The following is a 20989-nucleotide window of genomic DNA, read 5'->3' as shown; positions in this document are numbered from 1 at the left end:
CTCGCCGCCAGATGCTTGCCTCTCCCACAGACAGGCTGGGTAGCGTATGCGGCATGAATTCCCGCGACGACGATCGCCGACAGGCCGACCTGGACTGGCTCTACGGAGCAGAGCGTCCCAGCGCAGACCAGACCAAGGTGATGGACTCCCACGAACTGGCCGAACTCGAGCGTCGTCGCGCCAAGGCGGCCGCCACCGGAGCCCAGGCAGCCCAGGAGGCGCGAGCCGAACGTGGCCGCTCGGCCCAGCGCGTGGTGCACTCGGAACGAGAGTTCGCCGATCGTGCCGCCCCGCGGAAGGCTCCCCAGCCCGCTCCCAGGCCGGCTCCCAAGCCAGCGCCCCGCCCGGCTCCCACCCCGCCCCGGCCGGCGAGGACCCGGGCGGCCGCTGCCCGTCCGCGTCGCCGCCGGGGAGGACTGCTGCGCCTGATCCCCCTGGCCCTGGTGGCCTGGATCGTGTGGCTGTTGGCGGTGCCCGTGGTGGCGGTGACCACGGCGGGCAAGGTGGATGAGCGTCCCGAGGGCGAGCGCCCGGCGAACCAGCCCGGCACCACCACCCTGTTGGTGGGCTCGGATGGCCGCGACGACCTCACCCCCGAACAGCAGGCCGAGCTGGGGACCGGCACCGAGGTCGGCAAGCGCACCGACACGATGATGCTGCTGCACACCCCCAAGACCGGCAAGCCGGTACTGGTGAGCCTGCCCCGCGACTCCTATGTGGACATTCCCGGTCATGGACGCAACAAGCTCAATGCCGCCTACGCCCTGGGTGGCCCGCAGTTGTTGGTCTCGGCCATCGAGCAGGACACCGGCCTGCGCGTCGACGGCTACCTCGAGGTGGGCTTCGATGGTTTCGCGAACGTGGTCGACGCCCTGGGCGGGGTGGAGATGTGCCTTGACGAGCCGATGAACGACAAGGACTCCCACACCGATCTTCCGGCTGGCTGCCAGGAGCTCAGCGGTACCCAGGCACTGGGCTACGTGCGAATGCGCAAGGCCGATCCGCGCGGTGACCTGGGGCGGATGGAGCGCCAGCGAGAGATGATCGGCGCGATCACCAAGGAAGCCCTCAGCCCGTGGACCTTCATCAACCCGGTGCGCTACTGGCGGCTCAACATGGCCGCTGGCTCGGCGGTGCAGCGCGGGCACTCCACCGGACCCGTCGACGCGGTCACTGCCGCCAATTCCTTCCGACAGATCGCCGCGGGCAAGGGCTTGGCGGTCACGGTGCCGCTGAGCAGTGACAATGCCACCACCGCGGCCGGGTCCTCGGTGATCTGGGACGAGGAGCGCGCCCAGGCCATGTTCGAGAAGTTGGCCTCCGGGAACACCGAGGGCATGGAGGAGTACGCCCGCTGACCACACCTGCTACGACCTTGGTCGTGCCCTGGCGGTTTTGTGCCTGGCGATGCCCCGCGGCGTCCTAGCGTGATCCTGCGGGCCGAAGGACGGCTCGTGGGAAGCAAGGAGCGACCATGGGCGAACTGGCCATCCAGACCAAGGGCCTGCACAAGAGCTACCGCACCCTGCGGGGCACCCGCGTCGCCGTGGACCAGCTTGATCTCGAGGTGCCCGTCGGCGGCGTGCACGGATTCCTGGGCCCCAATGGATCGGGAAAGACCACCACGATCCGGATGCTGCTGGGGCTGTGCCGTCCCAGCCACGGCACCATGCACCTGCTGGGCCGTCCGGTTCCCCACCACCTGCCGCAGGTGATGGGCCACATCGGGGCGGTCGTGGAACGGCCCCGCTTCTTTCCCAACTTCTCCGGCAGGCTCAACCTGGAGCTGCAGGCACAGGCCGCCGGCGTCGACCGGGCCCGCGTCGAGACGGTGCTGAAGCAGGTGGGGCTGGCCGAACGGGCCAATGACGCCTACCGCAACTACAGCCTCGGAATGCAGCAGCGGCTGGCGGTGGCAGGCACCCTGCTCAAGGACCCCCAACTGTTGATCTTCGACGAGCCCACCAATGGCCTGGACCCGGCCGGCATCCATGAGGTGCGCGAGACCATTCGCGACCTGGGGCGCGAGGGCCGCACGGTCTTGGTCAGCTCCCACATCCTCTCCGAGGTGGAGCAGATCGCCGACACGGTCACCATCATCGGCAGGGGACGGATGCTGGCCAGCGGCCGCGTCGTCGACCTGCTGGGCGCTCGCGCCAGCCGGATGCGGGTCCAGGTGGACGACCCCACCCGCGCAGCCCAGTTGTTGGTCGGCGACGGGCTCGCCGTCACTCTCGACGGCCCCGCCCTGCTGGTGGAGGGCGCCACGGATCCGGCCCGCATCACTCGCTTGCTGGCCGGCCACCAGCTCTACCTCCGTGAGCTGGTGGCCTCCCGCCGAGACCTCGAGTCGGTCTATCTGGAACTCACCGACCGGCACGACCTGCGCCCCGGTGACGGGCCAGGCATCCGATTGCCCCCACTGCCCGCCACGGCACGAGCGCAGGAGAACTGACATGACCCGTCTGGTGATCACCGAATTGCGACGGCTGTGGCACCGCCGGTTGGTGCGTCTGGTGCTGCTCGGCCTGGTGTGCGGACAGCTCTTGCTGGCCGTGTCCATGCAGCAGGACAGCCGTCCCCCGACTCCCGCGCAACAACAACAGCTGGCACAGGCCTACGAACAGGCCCGCGCCGAATGGCAACGAAGCGGCCCGCAGCAGGTGGCCGAGTGCAAGGCGGAGAACCAGCGGATGACCGAGGCCGGCAACACCGTCTACCTGATTGACTGTGACTCCCTGGAGCCCAAGCCCAGCGACTACGAGGGTCGCTATTCCGTCTCGACATTCATCCAAACCCTGCACTACGTCGAGGCTGTCATGTTGCTCGCGGCAGCCATCCTGATCGGCGCCAGCGCCGTTGCCGCGGAGTTCGGCGCCGGCACGGTGGGTTCCTGGTTGCTGGTGGAGCCCCGCCGCAACCGGGTCTATGCCAGCAAGTTGCTGGCCGTCGGCCTGTTCACGCTGGCAGTCGGCATCGTCTCCTGTGCCCTCGCGCTGGCAGGCACCGGCCTGGTCGTCCGGGTGAATCACCTGACCAATGACCTCACCGCGGCGCAGGAACGGGCGCTGGCGCTCGACCTGGCGCGCACCCTCGCGCTGGCGACACTGGCCAGCATTGCCGCTGCCGCCCTGGCCTTCGCCACCCGTCACACGGCGGCCGTCCTGGCGCTGGTGGGCGGCTACGCCCTCGTCTCGATGGCCTGGCTCACCCAGACCCCTTTCCTGGGCCTGCACAACATCGGACTGGCCCAGCACCTGGGGGCCTGGCTCGACGGCGAGTACGAGTACGTGCTGTACCGCTGCGTCGCCGGATACAGCGAGTGCACGCCGCAGACGCACGTGATGACTCGGCCTGAGGCTGGCCTGTGGTTCGGTCTGCTCAGCCTGGGCTGCATCCTGCTGGGCTGGCTGCTCTTCCGGGTGCGCGACGTGACCTGAGGCGGCCTGGGGCGGGGACCATTGACGGGGATTGAACGCACGTTTAATATCTTGAACGTGAGTTCAATCCCTGCCGATCTCCTGCCCCAGGCACGCATCCGCTTGGCGGCCCTGGAACTGTTCGGACTCCAGGGTTTCGAGAAGACGACGATCCGCCAGATCGCCACACGTGCCGGCGTCTCCCCCGGCCTCGTGATTCACCACTTCGGCAGCAAGAACCAGCTGCGAACGCACTGCGACGACTGGGCCGTCGAGGTCATCGAGCAGGAGAAGATGCTGCTCACCCTCGGCCCCCAGCCAGCCATGGACGACTACCTCGCCCAACATCCCGAACTGGCCCCGATCATGGACTACCTCGTGATGGGACTACGGGAGGGCAGCGACATCTCGGAGCGCATCTACGACCGTCTCACCGAGACGACCGAGAGGCTGTTGGTCGCGGCCGAGGAGAACGGGCTGGTCCACCTTCCCGACGACCGCGAGGCGGCGATCGCCTTCCTGGTGGCCAGTTCGCTCGGCTTCATGATGATGGGGCGCCAGTTCGCGACCCGGCTGGGCGGGCGGGAACTCTCCGATCCGCAGATTGCGACACGCTATGGACTCGTCGCTGCCGAAATCTTCACCCACGGCCTGTTCACGCCCGCCTATATGGAGGCATTGCAGGCCGCCAACACCGAAACCCCGGGAGACGGGAATGAGCGACCTCGCAATCCAGACCATTGACCTGGTCAAGACCTTCGGAAGGCTGCGCGCCCTCGACGGGCTGGACCTGGAAGTCCCCACCGGCCAGGTGCACGGCTTCCTCGGCCCCAACGGCGCCGGCAAGTCCACCACCATCCGCGTCCTGCTCGGCCTGCTGCGCGCCGACGGCGGCACGGCACGACTGCTGGGAGGTGACCCCTGGGGCCAGGCCCCCGAGCTGCACCGTCGGCTGGCCTATGTTCCGGGAGACGTGAGCCTGTGGCCCAACCTCACCGGCGGCGAGGCCATCGATGTCCTCGGCCGGGCCCGTGGCGGGCTGGACAAGACTCGACGCACCGAACTGATCGACGCCTTCGACCTCGACCCTCGCAAGAAGGGCCGCACCTATTCCAAGGGGAACCGGCAGAAGGTTGCGCTGGTGGCCGCCCTGGCCTCCGACGTCGACCTGCTGCTGCTCGACGAGCCCACCAGCGGCCTGGACCCGCTGATGGAGCGCGTCTTCACCGACCACATCCGGGCCGAACGCGACCGGGGACGCACCGTCCTGCTCAGCTCCCACATCCTGTCCGAAGTGGAGGCGCTGTGCGACCACGTCTCCATCATCCGTGCCGGGCGCATCGTGGAGAGCGGCACCCTCGACGAGCTGCGCCACCTGCACAGCCTGCAGGTCACCGCGGAGCTGGACCGCCTCCCCGAGGGCCTGGCCACCCTGCCGGGAGTGCACGACCTGCAGGTGGAGGGGACCCGCATCCGCGCCCACGTCGACGCAGACCAGATGAATGCCGTGCTCACGGTGCTCACCCATCATGGGGTGCGCAACCTCACCTCGGCCCCACCCACCCTTGAGGAGCTCTTCCTGAGCCACTACGACACGGCCCCTGGGCCTGTGGAAGGGGTGGCGACGCGATGAGCACCCTCACCGGAACTCGGGCGACGCTGCGGCTCGCGCTGCGGCGCAATTGGCTCTTCTGGGCGCTGTGGATCCTCGGTCTGGCCAGCCTGATGCCGCTGACCTCCACGCAGTACGAGACCATCATCCCGCCCGGCACCGACCCTCGGGCGACGCTGGAACCGCTGCGCACCAACCCGTCGATGCTGGCCCTGCTGGGGCCGGCCTTCGACATCTACACCAAGGGTGGCTTCGTCTTCTGGCGCGTGGGAGGTTTCGCCAGCATGTTCGCCGGCATGATGGGTGGCTTCGGCATCATCCGGGCCACCCGCGCCGAGGAGGAGGAAGGCCGTCTGGAGCTGCTGCGCTCCGGAGCCATCGGCCGACACGCTCCGCTGGCCGGCGCCCTGCTGCTGTGCACCCTCGGCTGTCTGCTCCTGGCGGTGGTCACCGCCGCCTGGGCGGTTGCCGCCGGTCTGCCGCTGGCCGGATCCGTGGCCGCCGGGGCCGCCATCGCCGTGGAGGGCCTGGTCTTCGTCGGGATCGGAGCGGTGTGCGCCCAGGTCTTCGAGAATTCGCGCAGCGCCCGCGCCTGGACGCTCGGCCTGTTCTGGGGCGGGATGTTCCTGCTGCGGATGGTCGTCGACGGCGCCGGCCCCGACGCCTCCTACGCGACCCTGCGCTGGGCCATCCCGCTGGAGTGGGGCATGCTGGTGCGCCCCTTCTCCGACGAACGGTGGTGGGTCCTCTTGCTGCCCCTGACCCTGTCCGTGCTGCTGGTGGCGCTGGCCTTCCGGCTCGAATCAGCCCGCGACCACCTGGCGGGGCTGCGGCAGAGCGCCCCCGGACGTGCCGAGGCCCCGGGCTGGATGAATGGCGCCTGGGGCCTGGCCTGGCGGTTGCAGCGCGGTGCCCTGCTGGGCTGGCTGGTGGGCGTGGTGGTCTGCTCGGCAGGCATCGGCTCGATCATGAGCCAGATGGACAAGTCCCTGACCGCCAATCCGCAGCTGGGCGAGATGCTGCAGAAGATGGGCGGTTCGGCCAACCTGCAGCTGTCCTTCTACGTGGCGATGATCGCCATCATGGGCACGGTGGTGGCCATCATGGCGGCCTCACTGCTGGCCCGGCTGCGCACCGAGGAGACCCGTGGCCACGCCGAACAACTGCTGGCGACGGCCACCAGTCGCTGGAGCCTGGCGCTCAGCCACCTGGTCCTCGCGCTCGTCGGCTCCTGCGTGGCCTTCCTGGCCGTCGGTGCGTCGATGCCGCTGGCGCAGGCACAGCACCAGGGCGAGTGGTCCCTGGTCGGCCAGTACCTGCGCACCTCCGCCGGCCTGCTGCCGGGCCTGGTCCTGGTCATCGGGATCGCGATGCTGCTGATCGGTTGGCTGCCCCGCCTGGGGTCACTGGTCTGGCTGGTGCTGGGCTGGACGATGTTCTGCACCTGGTTCGCCGTGCTCTTCGACCTGCCCGACTGGCTGGTGCGGCTGCAACCGTGGGGTCACCTGGCCCACCTGCCGCGCGACCCGATGGACTGGACGGCCTTCGCCGTCGAGTCCGCCCTGGCCGTCGTCCTGCTCCTGCTCGGGCTGGTGGGTTACCGCAGGCGCGGCATTCCCGCCTAGCGGTTGTGCTGGCGCACCTTCTCGCCCTTGGCCATCGCCTGGTCACGCAGGCTGGCCTGGAAGTCCAGCATCTTCTGGGTCAGCTCGGCGTCACCGGCGGCGATCATCCGGGCGGCCAGCAGGCCGGCATTGCGGGCATTGCCGATGCTCACCGTCGCGACGGGCACGCCAGCGGGCATCTGCACGATGCTGAGCAGCGAGTCCATCCCGTCCAGGTACTTCAGCGGCACCGGCACGCCGATCACCGGCAGCGGGGTCAGCGAGGCGAGCATGCCCGGCAGGTGGGCCGCTCCCCCAGCGCCGGCGATGATGCAGCGCAGGCCCCGGGTGTGGGCCTCACGGCCGTAGGTCACCATGTCCTCCGGCATCCGGTGGGCGCTGACCACGTCGGCCTCCCAGCCGATGCCGAACTCGTCCAGGGCTGCGGTGGCAGCCTCCATGGTGGGCCAGTCGGAGTCGGAACCCATCACGATCCCCACCACCGGCGACGGCCGATCGGCAGTGGGAAGGACGGTCAGCGGGGCGGGCACGTCGGCCCTGGTGCGGTCAGGCATCATGATCTCCCATCAGGTACCCGGCGGCATGCCGGGCGCGCTTGGTGACCTCGTCGAGGTCGTCGCCGAAGGCGGTGGCGTGGCCCACCTTGCGGCCCGGTTTGACGCCCTTTCCGTACAGGTGGACGCGCACCTTTCGGTCTCGGGCGTAGACGTGCTGCAGGGCTCCGGTGAGGTCCTCCTCGGTGCCGCCCAGCACATTGGTCATCACCACGTGGGGTTCGCGCAGGCCCGGATCGCCCAGGGGCAGGTCGAGCACGGCGCGGACGTGGTTCTCGAACTGGCTGGTGTGGGCCCCGTCGATGGTCCAGTGCGCGGTGTTGTGCGGGCGCATCGCCAGCTCGTTCACCACCACGGAGCCGTCGGTGCGCTGCATCAGCTCGACGGCCAGCAGGCCCACGACGCCCAGCTCCCCGGCGATCCGCAGCGCCAGCTGCTGCAATTCGCTGGCCTGGGCCTCGTCCAGCTCGGGGGCGGGGCTGATGGTCTCGGTGCAGATGCCGCCGGTCTGGACCGTCTCGGTGACGGGATAGGCGACGGCCTGTCCCTCGGGCGAGCGGGCCACCACGCAGGACAGTTCGCGACGGAAGTCGACGAACTCCTCCGCGACGATCACGACGCCCTCGCGGCTGATGGTGCCGCCGTCGACGGTGCTGCCCGCCCGGGAGATCACCTCGAAGGGTTCGGCCGCATCCTGCGGGCCGTCGATCTTCCAGACGCCCTTTCCGTCGTAGCCGCCGCGGGAGATCTTGGCGATCACCGGCCAGCCGATGCGATCGCCGAAGGCCACCAGGTCGGCCTGTTCCCGGCAGATCTGGAAGGTGGGGTTGGGAGCACCCAGCTCCGCCATCCGCTGACGCATCACGGCCTTGTCCTGGGCGTGCACCAGCGCGTCGGGGCCGGGCCGCACGGCGACGCCCTCGGCCTCGACGGCGCGCAGCAGGTCCACCGGCACGTGCTCGTGATCGAAGGTGATCACGTCGCAGCCGCGGGCGAAGTCCAGCAGTTCGTCGTGGTTGGTGTAGTCCCCGACGCTCACGTCGCGCACCACCTGCGCGGCCGAGACGTCGGGGCCCTCGGCGAGCAGCCGGACGCGGATTCCCAGCCCGATCGAGGCCTGGTGCATCATGCGCGCCAGCTGCCCTCCGCCAATGATGCCAATGGTGTAGGGACGAGTCACGGGAGCGAGACTATCGTGCCCCAGCGGCCAACTACGCTGGCAGTCATGGCCCGTAGACCACCACGCACCCCGAGGCACATCGGCTCCGACGAGCAGGTGGTGCGTCGCATGCACACCCACCTGAAGGCCCTGCTGTGGCCCGCCCTGGCACTGGTGTTGATCGCCGTCGGGCTGGGAACGGCCCTTGCGATGATGCCGGTGGAGGCCGAACCGTGGGGTCCGTGGGCCGTGCTGGCGCTGGCTGGTCTGCTCTTCCTGGCGCTGTGCCTGCTCCCCGTGCTGCGGTGGTGGTCGAACACCTGGACCCTCACCACGCGACGGCTGATCCACCGGCAGGGCATCCTCACCCGCACCAGTCACGACCTGCCGTTGACCCGCATCAATGACATCGCCAGCGAGCGCGGCCTGATCGACCGCCTGCTGGGCTGTGGCACCCTGAAACTCACCACCGCGGCAGAGGATCCGGTGTGGATGAGGGACGTGCCCCACGTGGAGGACGTGCACGTACTGCTCTCGGAGCTGATCTTCAGCACCCCCGCACCGGGGACGCAGGACCCCTACCTGCAGGAATACCTCGACTGACCCCTAGGGCTGGGGGCGCAGGTGGAAGACGTCTCCCGCGCTGAAGGCCTGCAGGCCCTGCTCGGTGCGCACCACCAGGCGTCCGAACTCGTCAACCCGCTCCCCCATGCCGTGCACGGTGGTGGTGGAGTCCAGCATCACCCGCAGGGGCCGGCCGATGGAGTCACAGCGCTGCTCGTAGTCGTCGTGCAGCTCGCCGCGGCGCTCCCACCCCTCGAAGAGGCGCGCGAACTCGGTGAGGATCGCCCCCAGCACCTCCGCCTTGTCGACCGGCAGGCCGGCCAGGGCCAACGACGTCGCGGTGGGCACGGGGAGCTCGTCCTGCGACAGCGAGAGGTTCAGCCCCATCCCGACCACTGCGGCAGCACCGTGGAGCGAGTCGATGCGCTCCGAGAGGATGCCGCACACCTTGCGGCCGTCCACCAGGACGTCATTGGGCCACTTCAGCTCCACTCGCCCCGGGGCCGCTCCGGTGGCTCGTTCGATGCCGGTGGCCACCGCAACCCCTGCCAGCAGCGAGAGCCAGCCCCAGTCCTGCGGCGGGCGGGTGGGACGCAGCAGCACCGAATAGGCCACCGCAGCCCCGGCCGGTGTCTCCCAGCGACGCTCGAAGCGGCCCCGCCCCGCCGTCTGCTCCTCGCTGACCAGCACCGTGCCCGTCTCGGCCGTCGCCCTGGCCAGCGCCGCCAGATCGGCATTGGTGCTGCCGGTGCTGGGCACCCAGCGAACCTCGCGCCACAGCGCCACCGGGGCGAGCAGACTTCGCAGACGGGCAAGGTCGAGCGGATCGGTGGCTGTCATGGCGGAAACGCTAGTCCCGAGGGATGGAATTGCCCAATGACCCGGTGCGGGCAGGCCCATTTCCCGCTAGGGTCGCCTCATGGAGATCGACATCCACACCACCGCTGGAAAGATCGCCGATCTGGGTCGCCGCATTGACGCCGCTGTCAATGCCGCATCGCCCGCGGCCGTCGAGAAGCAGCATGCCAAGGGCAAGATGACAGCTCGCGAGCGCGTGCTCGCGTTGCTCGACGAGGGAACCTTCGCCGAGCTGGACGAGTTCTCTCGTCACCGTTCCACGGCCTTCGGCCTGGAGAAGAAGCGACCGTACGGCGATGGTGTCATCGTCGGCATGGGTGCCATCAATGGCCGCCCGGTCTGTGTCTTCAGCCAGGACGTCGCCATCTTCGGCGGCGCGCTCGGCCAGGTCTACGGCGAGAAGATCGTCAAGATCATCGACTTCGCGATCAAGACCGGCGTGCCCCTGATCGGCATCAACGAGGGCGGCGGCGCCCGCATCCAGGAAGGCGTCGTCTCGCTGGGCCTGTACGGCGAGATCTTCCGCCGCAACACCCACGCGTCGGGCGTGATCCCGCAGATCAGCCTGATCATGGGCGCTGCGGCCGGTGGCCATGTCTACTCCCCCGCCCTGACCGACTTCACCATCATGGTCGACAAGACCTCCCAGATGTTCATCACCGGCCCGGCCGTCATCAAGACCGTCACCGGCGAGGACGTCAGCCTCGAGGAGCTGGGCGGCGCCCGCACCCACAACACCAAGTCGGGCAACTCGCACTACCTTGCCGCGGACGAGAACGACGCCCTGGAGTACGTGCGCGAGCTGCTCAGCTACCTGCCGCAGAACAACCTGGAGGATCCTCCCGTCTTCGACGAGGAGGAGGTCGACCTCACCATCACCGACCACGACCGCAAGCTCACCACGCTGATCCCGGACTCCCCGAACCAGCCCTATGACATGCGCGAGATCATCCGCACGGTGCTGGACGACGACGAGTTCCTCGAGGTGCACCCGCTCTTCGCGCAGAACATCATCTGTGGCTTCGGCCGCATCGAGGGTCGTTCGATCGGCGTCGTGGCCAACCAGCCGATGCAGTTCGCCGGCTGCCTGGACATCGACGCCTCCGAGAAGGCCGCTCGTTTCGTGCGCACCTGCGACTGCTTCAACATCCCGGTGCTGACCTTCGTCGACACCCCGGGCTTCCTGCCCGGCGTGGACCAGGAGCACCAGGGCATCATCCGTCGTGGCGCCAAGCTGATCTACGCCTACGCCGAGGCGACCGTGCCGCTGCTGACGGTCATCACCCGCAAGGCCTACGGCGGTGCCTACGACGTGATGGGCTCCAAGCACCTGGGCGCCGACATCAACTTGGCCTGGCCCACCGCGCAGATCGCCGTGATGGGTGCCGAGGGCGCGGTCGACATCCTCTACAAGAAGGAACTGGCCGCGATCGAGGACGAGCAGGCCAAGGCGGAACGCCGCAAGGAGCTCATCGACGACTACAACAATGAGCTGGCCAATCCGTACGTCGCCTCGGAGCGCGGCTACGTCGACCAGATCATCTACCCGCACGAGACCCGTGCGGAGGTCATCCGGGTGCTTCGCCTGCTGCGCACCAAGCGCGAGGTGCTGCCCCCGAAGAAGCACGGCAACATTCCGCTGTGACGGAGGCTGACTGATGAGCGAGAACGCAGAAGAGACCGCCGCCCCGGAGCCGATGCGCTTCGAGGTCACCGGTGGCAATCCCAGCGACGACGAGATGGCGGCGGTGCTGACCGTGTTGGCTGCCGCCCTGACTCCGACGGGGCCGGCCAAGGAGACCGACGACCGTCCGCTGGCCGGTGGCTGGAAGTCCTACCAGCGCGTCATCCGTCGCATGCCGCCGCCCGGCCGGGCCGCCTGGCAGTACAGCGCACGCCCGTGATCTGACCCATTTCTTCAGCTCCCGCCCAGCCCCGGCTGGCGGGAGCTGAAGCATGTCCGCCCTCAGACGAAATTCCGCCCCCGCCGACTGGCGATGTGCCAGTGTTGTGGGTGCAACCTTGGAAAGGATCCATGAACATGAGCATTCTGAACGACATCCTCGCAGCCCTGCCGATCGACCAGCTCGCCCGAGAACTCGGCGAGGAGCCCGCCGCCGTCGAGAAGGCCGCTGCGCCCGCGGTCACCAGCATCCTGGGTGGCCTGACGCAGAATGCGCAGAACCCCGATGGCGAGCTCTCGCTGGCCGAGGCACTGCAGCAGCACCAGGACAAGGATCTGGTGGGGGCAGACCAGCCGGTCAAGCTGGAGGCCGTGGACACCAATGATGGTGAGAAGATCATCGGTCACGTCTTCGGCAATCAGACCGAGGGTGTCGCGCAGGCTCTGAGCGCCCAGGTGGGCGTCAGCGCACTGCTGGTGCAGAAGCTGCTGCCGATCCTGGCCCCGATCGTCCTGAACTACCTTGCGAAGCAGCTGGGTGGCAGCAACAGCGCCGCCGGCAACATCCTGGGCCAGGTGCTTGGCGGTGCGGGCCAGCAGGCCGGCGCTGGCGCCAATTCCGGCGTGCTGGGTGGCGTGCTGTCGCAGGTGCTCGGCAGCGTGCTGGGCGGCAATGCCGCTCCGGCCAACAATCCCTTCGATCCCGCCACTGCGCAGCAGACGACGCAGCAGGCCCAGTCGAACGGTGGCGACATCGTCAGCCAGATCCTGGGTGGTCTGCTCGGCAAGAAGTGAGTCGGTAGACGGCAAGAAGCACACGCCCCCAGCCCCTAGGCTGGGGGCGTGTTCTTCATCCTCGCCAGTTCCTCCCCCGCCCGTCTCCAGACCCTGCGCAATGCCGGCATCGATCCCCTGGTGATCAAGCCCGAAGTCAACGAGTCGACCGTCACCGCCCCCGGTCCGGCCTCACTGACCGCCGAGCTGGCGCGAGCCAAGGCCCTGGACGTGGCCGAGCGCATCGGCAATCCCGAACCGTGGTGCCTGGTGGCCTGCGACTCGATGCTGGAACTCGACCAGCGGGCCTGGGGCAAGCCCGCAGATGCGGAAGCCGCCACCGAGCTGTGGGAGCGGATGCGTGGCCGGGCCGCACTGCTGCACACCGGTCACCACGTCATCGTCAAGGACGACAAGGGACTCCGCGAGGTCAACCGGGTTGCCACCACCATCGTCAAGTTCGCCGACCTGACCGGTGAGGAGATCGCCGCCTACGTCGCCACCCAGGAGCCGGTGCGAGTTGCCGGGGCCTTCGCCATCGACGGTCTGGGCGGGGCCTTCATCACCCGCATCGACGGCGACCCCTACAACGTGGTCGGCATCTCGCTTCCGCTGGTGCGCCAGATGCTGCTCGACCTGGGCATCAAGTGGCACACCCTGTGGAACCGGGAGACCAACGCACGCTGACGGGGTTCAGCTGCGCTTGTGGGCCATCCCCCGCACGATCGCGTCGCCGATGGACTGGATCAGCTGGACGATGATGATCAGCACGACCACCGAGACCAGCAGCACCGGCGTGTTGAAGCGCTGGTAGCCGTACTTGATGGCGAAGTCACCAACGCCACCACCACCGATCGTGCCGGCCATCGCCGAGTAGCCGATCAGCATCACCAGGGTGAGGGTGGCCCCGGAGACCAGAGGCGCCATGGCCTCGGGAAGCAGCACCTTGCGCACGATCTGCCAGGTGCTCGCCCCCATCACCTGGGCGGCCTCGATCTTGCCGACCGCCACCTCACGCAGGGCCGATTCCACGACGCGCCCGAAGAAGGGGATCGCGCCGATCGCCAGTGGCACCACGGCGGCCGTCGGGCCGTAGGCAGTGCCCACCACCAGACGGGTCACCGGGATGACGGCGATCAGGAGGATGAGGAAGGGCAGCGACCGGAAGATGTTCACCAGCCCGCCGAAGATCTGGTTGAAGGCACGATTGGGCCGCAGGCCGTCGGGGGCCGTCAACCGCAACAGCACCCCCGTCACGGTGCCCAGCACCACGGTGATCAGGAAGCTGAGCAGCACCATCCAGGCGGTCTCCCCCAGGGCTGCCCACAGCTCGGGCAGTGATTCGGCAATGGTCGTCTTGTTCATCGGCTCACCGTCACTCCGTGCTCATGGAACCAGTTGCTGATCACGGCGTCATCGACGGCGCCATGGGGATGGTCGAAGCTGACCCGCAGCCGGCCCACCTTGCGCCCCGCGATCTGCTCCACCGAGCCGCCCAGGATCGAGACGTCGATCCCGGTCTCGCGCGTGAAGTGGCTCAGGACCGGATCGCTGATGCCCTGGTTGACGAAGCTGAGCAGCTGCGAGGGACCGGTCAACTCCTCGTTGGCCCGGCCCAGCGGGATCAGCTGGTCGGCGATCCGACTGTTGGGATCGGCCACCAGGTTGAGCAGGTCACCCTGCTCCACCACGCGACCATCTTCCATCAGGGCAGCCGCATCGCAGATGCGCCGCACGACGTCCGACTCGTGGGTGATGAGCAGCACCGTGAGACCCATCCGGTCTCGCAGGCTCTTGACCAGGTCAAGGATCTGCTCGGTTGTGGTCGGATCGAGCGCGCTGGTGGCCTCGTCCATCAGCAGCACCTGCGGATCGGTGGCCAGGGCACGGGCGATTCCCACCCGCTGCTTCTGGCCGCCCGACAGCTGTGAGGGGTAGGCGCCGGCCTTGTCCGGCAGCCCGACCAACTCCAACAGTTCGCCCACCTTCGGCCCGATGGTGTCCTTGGCGGCACCGGCCAGCTCCAGGCCGAAGGCCACATTGCCGGCCACGGTGCGCGAACCCAGCAGGTTGAAGTGCTGGAAGATGGTGCCCATCTGGCGTCGCGCGGAACGCAACTGCTGATTGGACAGCGTCGACCAGTTGGTGCCGTTGACGGTGATGGTGCCGCTGCTCACCGGCTCCAGGTGGTTCAGGCAGCGCAACAAGGTGGTCTTGCCAGCGCCGGAGCGGCCCAGGATCCCGAAGATCTGCCCCTTGCGCACCGTGAGATTGACGTCGTCCAGGGCCACGACGGGCGCGGCATTGCGGCCCCGCCCGTCGTAGACCTTGCAGACCTGGGAGAACTCGATCATGGAATCACTTTCCGGCAGGCAGGACGGAGCCCTCGAAGTTGCTGTCGATCCAGTCCTGGATCTCGGGGCTCTGCAGTGCCTCGGCCAGCTTCTGCACGCGCGGATCGTCCTTCTTGCTGGAGTTGACCACCAGCACATTGGTGTACGGGTTGTCGGTGGCGCTCTCCAGGGCCAGCGAGTCGGTCTTGGGCTTGAGGCCCGCCTCCAGGGCGTAGTTGCCGTTGATCACGCTGAGGTCCACCTTGGCGTCGTCGAGGGTCGCGGCCAGCTGGGGACGATCGATCTGGATGAACTCGATCTTCTTCGGGTTGTTGGTGATGTTCTTGGTGGTGATCTGCGAGTAGTCGACGTTCGCGTCGGTGGGCTTGACGTCGAGCGTGAGCAGTTCTGCCTGCTGCAGCAGGAAGAGGGCACGCACCAGGTTCGACGGGTCGGCGGGAATGGCGATGGTGGCACCGTTGGGCACCTGCTTGAGGTCCTTGACCTTCTTCGAGTACAGGCCCAGCGGCTCGATGTGGCCCTTGGCCACGGCGGTCAGGTCGTCCACGCCCTTCTGCGACTTCCAGGTGTCCAGGTAGGGGACGTGCTGGAAGTAGTTGGCGTCCACGTCACCGCTTTGCACCAGCTGGTTGGCGTCGATGTCACCGACGATGCTCTTGATCTCGATCTTGGTGTCGCCCAGCAGCCCCAGCTTCTCGGTCTGCTCCAGGATCTCACCGTGCGGGGTGGCATCGGCCAGGATCACCAACGGCTTGTCGGCATCGGAGCCGGCGCCTGCGCCGCAGCCCGCCAATCCCAGGGTGAGCACGGCCAGCAGGCCGGCCAGGATGGTGCGAAGAGTCTTGTTCATGATGGTCTTTCGTGACTGGCCCACTGCTGGGCACGCGGTTCGGAAGAAGTCTTACCCATTGCCTGACAACACCGCCGGGAGCTGTGCTCGACCGGGCCCACCCCTGCTGGGACGAGATTCTGAAGGCGTTGTCAGCCGAACATTCGGCGCATCATGCAGGCACACACGATGACGGGCATGATGTGGCCCGTCATGATCTCGCGCTTGCATGGCATGGCAAAGAATCTAGCGTGAGTGGGCACCGGGCACCAATCCAGTCCGTCAGGCGGGACCCTGCTGATGACGCAGGGTGAGGGCACATGTCTTCTGGGAGCAAGTGAAGGCGCCCTGCCACTCGCCACCGTGGAAGAGCGCCGCGTCGTCGGAACTGGCGTCCAGGCGCCAGTCCGGTGGCAGGTTGGCCCGGAACCACGACACCATCAGCTGGCGCTGCCCGGTCGGCAATGTGATCGTGACCACGTTGGGCTGGTCGATCCTGCTGGTCACCATGATTTCTCGTGGCAGGGACAGGTCTTCGGGGCCGTGACGAAACATCATCTCGCGAAGCGTCACTCCCCCCGTCGGCACGGCGGCATCGGGCCGCGGCATGCTGCTCGTGGTGCTCGCGCTGGGAGCACCAGCGGAACACCCGGCCAGGACCAGAACGGCCAGGGCTCCGCCCACCAGGCGCCTCATGCGTCACCTCCCGGGAACTCGGCTGCGACGCGCGCGAGCTGGGCCATCCATGCTGGCCCGTGGCGCTGCAGGTCTTCGTGGGGCCCGGTCAGCGCGTGCAGGATCAACCCGTCCATGGCGGCGACGGTCATACGGGCGGCCACTTGCGGCTCGGTGGCCCCGTGGGCAGCAAGGTGCCCCGCGGCCATGTCCACGAATCCCTGCCGCCACCGGGCGATCGCCTCGCACAGTTCGGGGCGACGGGAGGCGTACAGGAACAGTTCGAAGCGCGCGCGTTCCGCTTCAGGGTCCGACAGGAAACGGGTCGTCATCGCCCGCATGGCCTCGTCCTGGGTCGGCTCGTCCGTGACGTGCTCCAGGACGGCGCCACCCGAGTGGGCCATGTGCTCCAACACGGCCGCCAACAGCTCTTCGCGAGTACCGAAGTGGTACCGGGTGGAGCCACGAGCGACCCCGGCCTGCTCCTCGACGCTGCGATGGGTGACCGACTGCACGCCGGTGGCGCCGAGCAGGCGCACGGCCGCCTCCAGCAGCCTCTCCCTCGTCGTGCTTGATCCATCCACCCCCACAGGCTAGCCTTTCGACAACCGTCGACTTGCGACATTTGTCGAAACGGAGGCAGTGATGCCCACCAACCCCCTGCTCCGCCTGGCCCGCCGAGGATGGCTCACCCCGATGCTCGAGCTCGGCCGATTGGGATCATCGGCCTATCGGGTCGCCTTCCGTGGGGCCGGCCTGGAGTCCGGCCTGCTGCGCGAAATCGACCGCGGGCCCCGCAAGCCTGCCGAGCTGGCAACGCGCCTTGACCTGCAGCCAGACATGATCGATGGCCTTGCGTCGTGGCTCGACGCGGGCGTCGCCTGCGGAGACCTGCGCCGCGACGACCAGGGCCGCTACGGGATCCGACGACGGTCGCTGCGGAAGCTGCTGACGCCAGCCAACGACCCGGTGGCGGCCTTCACCCAAGAGATGGCGACCTTGCACCACCGACTGCTGACCGAGACGCCGCGGCGGCTGGCGAGCGGTGAGCGCTTTGGCATCGCCGAGGCCGATCCGGCGGTGATCGCCCGCAGCTCACGCATGAGCGAGCCGTGGATCACGACGGCATTGGAACGTTTCGTGCCCACCTCCGCGCCGGTGCGACTGCTGGAGGTGGGGTGCGGTTCCGGCGCCCACATCCGCACGGCGGCACGGCTCAACCCACAGCTGACCGCAGTCGGGCTGGAACTGCAGGAGCCGGCGGCACAGTTGGCGCAGGACAATATCTCCGACTGGGGCCTGTCCGACAGGGTGGACATTGCCGTCGGGGACATCCGCGAGCGCAAGCCCGACGCCGCCGCGGACCTGGTGACGCTGCACCAGAACATCTACTACTTCCCCGAACAGGACCAGGTGCGGCTCTTCGAGCACCTGGCGGGCTTCCTGGCGCCGGGCGGGACGCTGCTGGTCACCACCATGGTGCGCACCGGCAAGCTCTCGTCGGCGACGCTGGACCTGTGGGGCGCCATGACCGAGGGTTGCTCGCGCCTGCCCGTCCCCGACGAACTCGTCGCGCGGATGCGCGAGGCAGGGCTGCGGGACGCGCGGGCCGTGAAGCTGGGTTCCGACGGGCTGTATCGTGCTTTCGCGGCAAGACCATAACCCCTTGTGAATCCACACAACCAGATGTATGATTAGAACACTTGATCGACGATGATCCTTGGGGGTTCGAGATGCACCAGGAGTCCTTGCCGGACACCGCTGTCGATGTCATCGAGGCCATGCGCACCCAGCGTGAGGCGGTGCGGATCGCGCAGGCCCGGGAGTTCGAACTCGCCGCGCACTTCGCCGACCTGTACTCCACAGTGGATGACGATTCGACACTGCCCGGGCACGAGAAGCTGGTGCAGGTCGGTTCGGACGGCACTCCCGCGGTGGCAGAGCATTGCGCCCTGGAGCTCGCCGCCGCGTTGCACCTGCGCAAGGCCGACGCCACCCTGCTGATCGCCCACGCCCTCGACGTGCGCCACCGCCTCCCCAACCTGTGGCGACGCACCCTCGCCGGAAAGGTTCCCGTCTGGCAGGCCCGCAAGATCGCCACCCACACAACAGAGTTGGATGCCCATCACGCCGGCCTGGTCGACCTTGTCCTCAGCCGGCAGATGCCCGGTATGGCCTGGCGTCGGATAGAGAACCTCGTCGAAGGCCTGGTGCTGGAGCACCTGGAACCCGAAGCTGCCGAGGCCAGGCGCTGCGAGGCACTGGATCGACGCGGACTGTGGGTCGAACAGTCCCACGCCGGTGTCGCCACCGTGCATGCCGTCGTCAACGCCGCCGACGCGATCCTGCTCGACGCACAGGTCGACCGGCTCGCACGCATCCTTCTCCACGGCGGCGACACCACCGGTGAGGATGCCCGACGCTCCCGGGCCCTCGGCTTGCTCGCCGCCCCCGCCCTCGCCCTCGACCTGATCCAGGCCGACGTCCAGGACCAGCTGCCCACCGGGGATGCCCTCGAGCAGCTGTGCGACCGCCACGGGCATGCCGGGCACACCTGCGGTCAGGTGTCAGTCGAGCCCGACAAGCTCCTGCCCACGGCGCAGCTCGTGGTGCACCTCACCGACACCACGCTGGCCGAGCGCGACGGCACCGGTCTGGTGCGTGCAGAGGGACTCAAGCCCTTGCTGCTGGACTGGCTCACCGACGCCCTCGGCGCCCACCACCGCATCACGGTGCGGCCCGTGATCGACCAGAACCACCACGTCGCCTCCGACGCCTACGAATGCCCCGCGACCATGCGAGAGGCCGTCGAACTCAGGAATCCCGTGGAGGTCTTCCCGTGGTCCACCCGACGATCCAAGGGCCTCGACCTCGACCACACCATCCCCTGGGCCCCTCGACAAGCGCGAGGACCGGGAAGGGCGGGCGGCCCGACCCACCCGGACAACCTCGGACCCCTCACCCGCAGCGTCCACCGCGCCAAGACCCACGCCGGCTGGCACTTGCACCAACCCCTGCCCGGCATCTATCTGTGGCAATCACCGCTGGGCTATCGCTACCTGGTCACTCCGAGCCGAACACTCGACCTCGGACGTCCCGACACGCCCCGAGTACTTCACGGACAGCACCTACCCGCTGCCGCCTAGGGTGGATCCATGACCGCAAGCACCCACGACACCCGTCCCGTCGCCCTGGTCACCGGAGCCACCCGAGGGATCGGCCTGGCCATCGCGCAACGCCTGGGCGACACGCACCACATCCTGGTGGGCGGCCGTGATGCCCAAGCCGTGCAGGCCGTCGTCGACGAGCTGCCCAGTGCGGCCGGCTTCGTGTGTGACCTGACCGACGAGGCAGCTGTCAGCGCCGCCACCCAGACGATCGAGCGCCTCGACCTGCTCATCCACTCTGCCGGCATCGCCCGGTCGACCACCGTCGAACAGGCCACCCGCGAACAGTGGCGCGAGATCTTCGAGGTCAACGTCGTGGCGGTGGCCGACCTGACCCGACGCCTGCTCCCCCAGCTGCGCGCCAACCAGGGTCAGGTCATCACCATCAACTCCGGATCCGGCTTCCACTCCGGCCCGGGGGGAGCGCTCTACTCCGGTTCGAAGTTCGCGCTGCGCGCCTTCACCGATGCCTTGCGCGAAGAGGAACGTGGAGCGGTGCGGGTCAGCTCGATCCATCCCGGCCGGGTGGACACCGACATGCAGGTGGAACTGCAACAACAGGCCGGACGCCCCTATGTGGCCAGCGAACACCTGCGCCCCGGATCCGTCGCAGAGGCAGTGGCCTTGGCGGTCTTCGCCAGCCCCGAGGCGATGGTGGAGCAGGTGAGCGTGCGCCCCGTCTTCAAGGCCTGAGGGCTTCAAGGCCTGACAGCGCCTACTCGAAGGCCGCGCGCCTCGCGGCGCGCCGCAAGATCCGTAGCATCGCCGGCCCCAGCAAGGCGATCAGCGCCACATTGCTGAGCGCCCGCCCCGCATTCCAGGCCATCGAGGTGGCCATGTTGTAGAGCACGAAACGGTGCAGGTTCTCCGCTGGCGGCGCCCCGGGCTGGAAGGACAGCTCCGAGGCATTGCCCAGTGCGAAGGGCCAGAAGGCGAAGTCCATCAGCCAGCCATAGCCAAAGCCCGCGACGAAGCCGTAGCCGGCCAGCAGGGCGACCTCCCACCAGCCGCGTGCCCGCGGCAACAGCCCCGCCCCAAGGCCGACGAAACCGGCCGCCAGCATCTGGAAGGGAAGCCAAGGGCCCACCCCCGAGGTGAGCAGGGCGGAGGCGAACAAGGTGGTGTTGCCCAGCACGAATCCGAAACCGGGGCCGAAGACGCGCCCGGCAATGATGATCAGGAAGAAGATCGCCTCCAGACCGGCAGTGCCAGCCCCCAAGGGCCGCACCGCTGCCCCGACCGCCGAGAGCACCCCCAGCAGGGCCAAGGCCTTCACGTCCAGGTCATTGCCGCTGATCTCCACCATGACCAGGGCGATCACGACGGGCAGGATCAGCGCGAAGACCAAGGGGGTCTGCTGGCCTCCCGACATCCCGGCCCCGGGCTGCCACAGCAGCGGCCAGCAGAAGGCCATCACCGACATCACCGCCACCACCGTCAGCATCACCGCCGAACGGAGCGAGACACGCACCACATTGGGGCGACGCGAATACCGC

At 68.3% G+C, this 20989-nt stretch carries 23 protein-coding genes; 14 read left to right on the top strand and 9 right to left on the bottom strand.

What is annotated here, in order from left to right; genetic code table 11:
- Positions 1–53 precede the first annotated feature (53 nt).
- The 6 genes from ACOAMO_RS10255 to ACOAMO_RS10230 all read left to right on the top strand — a co-directional run bounded on the left by ACOAMO_RS10255 (position 54) and on the right by ACOAMO_RS10230 (position 6656).
- Entirely contained in the window at positions 54–1358 is a 1305-nt protein-coding gene (locus ACOAMO_RS10255; RefSeq protein ID WP_420174695.1) for an LCP family protein, read from the top strand.
- Positions 1359–1474: 116 nt separating this feature from the next.
- A complete protein-coding gene (locus ACOAMO_RS10250; RefSeq protein ID WP_420174694.1) occupies positions 1475–2455 on the top strand; it encodes an ABC transporter ATP-binding protein in 981 nt (326 codons plus the stop codon).
- 1 nt (position 2456) lies between these two features.
- Complete coding sequence (locus ACOAMO_RS10245) at positions 2457–3440, top strand: hypothetical protein (protein WP_420174693.1); 984 nt, start codon at positions 2457–2459, stop codon at positions 3438–3440.
- A 57-nt stretch (positions 3441–3497) separates the two neighbouring features.
- A complete protein-coding gene (locus ACOAMO_RS10240; RefSeq protein WP_420174692.1) occupies positions 3498–4163 on the top strand; it encodes a TetR/AcrR family transcriptional regulator in 666 nt (221 codons plus the stop codon).
- On the top strand, positions 4135–5052 hold the full coding sequence (locus ACOAMO_RS10235; protein WP_420174691.1) for an ATP-binding cassette domain-containing protein: 918 nt from the start codon (positions 4135–4137) through the stop codon (positions 5050–5052). The genes ACOAMO_RS10240 and ACOAMO_RS10235 overlap by 29 nt, the downstream gene beginning before the upstream one ends.
- Positions 5049–6656 carry an ABC transporter permease gene (locus ACOAMO_RS10230; protein ID WP_420174690.1) on the top strand — a complete coding sequence of 536 codons (1608 nt, stop codon included), beginning with the start codon at positions 5049–5051 and terminating at the stop codon, positions 6654–6656. Before ACOAMO_RS10235 ends, ACOAMO_RS10230 begins: the two co-directional genes overlap by 4 nt.
- Here ACOAMO_RS10230 and purE read toward each other — a convergent pair.
- The gene (gene purE, locus ACOAMO_RS10225) at positions 6653–7210 is read right to left on the bottom strand and encodes a 5-(carboxyamino)imidazole ribonucleotide mutase (protein WP_420174689.1); all 558 of its coding nucleotides are present in this window, start codon (positions 7208–7210) and stop codon (positions 6653–6655) included. The genes ACOAMO_RS10230 and purE overlap by 4 nt on opposite strands.
- Positions 7203–8390 carry a 5-(carboxyamino)imidazole ribonucleotide synthase gene (locus ACOAMO_RS10220; protein ID WP_420174688.1) on the bottom strand — a complete coding sequence of 396 codons (1188 nt, stop codon included), beginning with the start codon at positions 8388–8390 and terminating at the stop codon, positions 7203–7205. The genes purE and ACOAMO_RS10220 overlap by 8 nt, the downstream gene beginning before the upstream one ends.
- Before the next feature lie 45 nt (positions 8391–8435).
- Between ACOAMO_RS10220 and ACOAMO_RS10215 the strand changes: the two genes are divergently transcribed.
- The gene (locus ACOAMO_RS10215) at positions 8436–8972 is read left to right on the top strand and encodes a PH domain-containing protein (protein ID WP_420174687.1); all 537 of its coding nucleotides are present in this window, start codon (positions 8436–8438) and stop codon (positions 8970–8972) included.
- A gap of 3 nt (positions 8973–8975) precedes the next feature.
- Here the strand turns inward: ACOAMO_RS10215 and ACOAMO_RS10210 are convergent, their stop codons facing one another.
- Entirely contained in the window at positions 8976–9773 is a 798-nt protein-coding gene (locus ACOAMO_RS10210) for a biotin--[acetyl-CoA-carboxylase] ligase (protein ID WP_420174686.1), read from the bottom strand.
- Between the two features lie 79 nt (positions 9774–9852).
- Between ACOAMO_RS10210 and ACOAMO_RS10205 the strand changes: the two genes are divergently transcribed.
- From ACOAMO_RS10205 to ACOAMO_RS10190, 4 genes are all read left to right on the top strand, one after another.
- A complete protein-coding gene (locus tag ACOAMO_RS10205) occupies positions 9853–11436 on the top strand; it encodes an acyl-CoA carboxylase subunit beta (RefSeq protein WP_420174685.1) in 1584 nt (527 codons plus the stop codon).
- Positions 11437–11449: 13 nt separating this feature from the next.
- Complete coding sequence (locus tag ACOAMO_RS10200; protein ID WP_420174684.1) at positions 11450–11695, top strand: acyl-CoA carboxylase epsilon subunit; 246 nt, start codon at positions 11450–11452, stop codon at positions 11693–11695.
- A 137-nt stretch (positions 11696–11832) separates the two neighbouring features.
- A complete protein-coding gene (locus tag ACOAMO_RS10195) occupies positions 11833–12489 on the top strand; it encodes a DUF937 domain-containing protein (protein WP_420174683.1) in 657 nt (218 codons plus the stop codon).
- Between the two features lie 48 nt (positions 12490–12537).
- Entirely contained in the window at positions 12538–13155 is a 618-nt protein-coding gene (locus tag ACOAMO_RS10190; RefSeq protein WP_420174682.1) for a Maf family protein, read from the top strand.
- Positions 13156–13161: 6 nt separating this feature from the next.
- Here the strand turns inward: ACOAMO_RS10190 and ACOAMO_RS10185 are convergent, their stop codons facing one another.
- From ACOAMO_RS10185 to ACOAMO_RS10165, 5 genes are all read right to left on the bottom strand, one after another.
- On the bottom strand, positions 13162–13833 hold the full coding sequence (locus ACOAMO_RS10185) for a methionine ABC transporter permease (RefSeq protein WP_420174681.1): 672 nt from the start codon (positions 13831–13833) through the stop codon (positions 13162–13164).
- Positions 13830–14822, bottom strand: coding sequence for a methionine ABC transporter ATP-binding protein (locus tag ACOAMO_RS10180; protein WP_420174680.1), 993 nt, complete (start codon positions 14820–14822; stop codon positions 13830–13832). Before ACOAMO_RS10180 ends, ACOAMO_RS10185 begins: the two co-directional genes overlap by 4 nt.
- A 4-nt stretch (positions 14823–14826) precedes the next feature.
- Positions 14827–15672 carry a MetQ/NlpA family ABC transporter substrate-binding protein gene (locus tag ACOAMO_RS10175; RefSeq protein ID WP_420174679.1) on the bottom strand — a complete coding sequence of 282 codons (846 nt, stop codon included), beginning with the start codon at positions 15670–15672 and terminating at the stop codon, positions 14827–14829.
- 261 nt (positions 15673–15933) lie between these two features.
- The gene (locus ACOAMO_RS10170) at positions 15934–16347 is read right to left on the bottom strand and encodes a hypothetical protein (RefSeq protein WP_420174678.1); all 414 of its coding nucleotides are present in this window, start codon (positions 16345–16347) and stop codon (positions 15934–15936) included.
- Entirely contained in the window at positions 16344–16910 is a 567-nt protein-coding gene (locus ACOAMO_RS10165) for a TetR/AcrR family transcriptional regulator (protein ID WP_420174677.1), read from the bottom strand. The genes ACOAMO_RS10170 and ACOAMO_RS10165 overlap by 4 nt, the downstream gene beginning before the upstream one ends.
- A 61-nt stretch (positions 16911–16971) precedes the next feature.
- On the opposite strand from ACOAMO_RS10165, the gene ACOAMO_RS10160 reads away from it, so the two are divergent.
- The 3 genes from ACOAMO_RS10160 (at position 16972) to ACOAMO_RS10150 (ending at position 20186) form a co-directional block, all read left to right on the top strand.
- Complete coding sequence (locus ACOAMO_RS10160; RefSeq protein ID WP_420174676.1) at positions 16972–17988, top strand: methyltransferase domain-containing protein; 1017 nt, start codon at positions 16972–16974, stop codon at positions 17986–17988.
- 71 nt (positions 17989–18059) lie between these two features.
- On the top strand, positions 18060–19472 hold the full coding sequence (locus ACOAMO_RS10155; protein WP_420174675.1) for a DUF222 domain-containing protein: 1413 nt from the start codon (positions 18060–18062) through the stop codon (positions 19470–19472).
- 9 nt (positions 19473–19481) lie between these two features.
- Positions 19482–20186: an SDR family oxidoreductase gene (locus ACOAMO_RS10150; RefSeq protein ID WP_420174674.1), complete on the top strand. Its 705-nt coding sequence runs from the start codon at positions 19482–19484 to the stop codon at positions 20184–20186.
- Between the two features lie 22 nt (positions 20187–20208).
- Here the strand turns inward: ACOAMO_RS10150 and ACOAMO_RS10145 are convergent, their stop codons facing one another.
- Positions 20209–20937: an ECF transporter S component gene (locus ACOAMO_RS10145; protein ID WP_420177015.1), complete on the bottom strand. Its 729-nt coding sequence runs from the start codon at positions 20935–20937 to the stop codon at positions 20209–20211.
- Positions 20938–20989: the final 52 nt, after the last annotated feature.

The sequence above is a fragment of the Luteococcus struthionis genome (assembly GCF_048595755.1).
Classification (GTDB): Bacteria; Actinomycetota; Actinomycetes; order Propionibacteriales; family Propionibacteriaceae; genus Luteococcus.
This window is presented reverse-complemented; position numbering and strand designations above follow the sequence as displayed.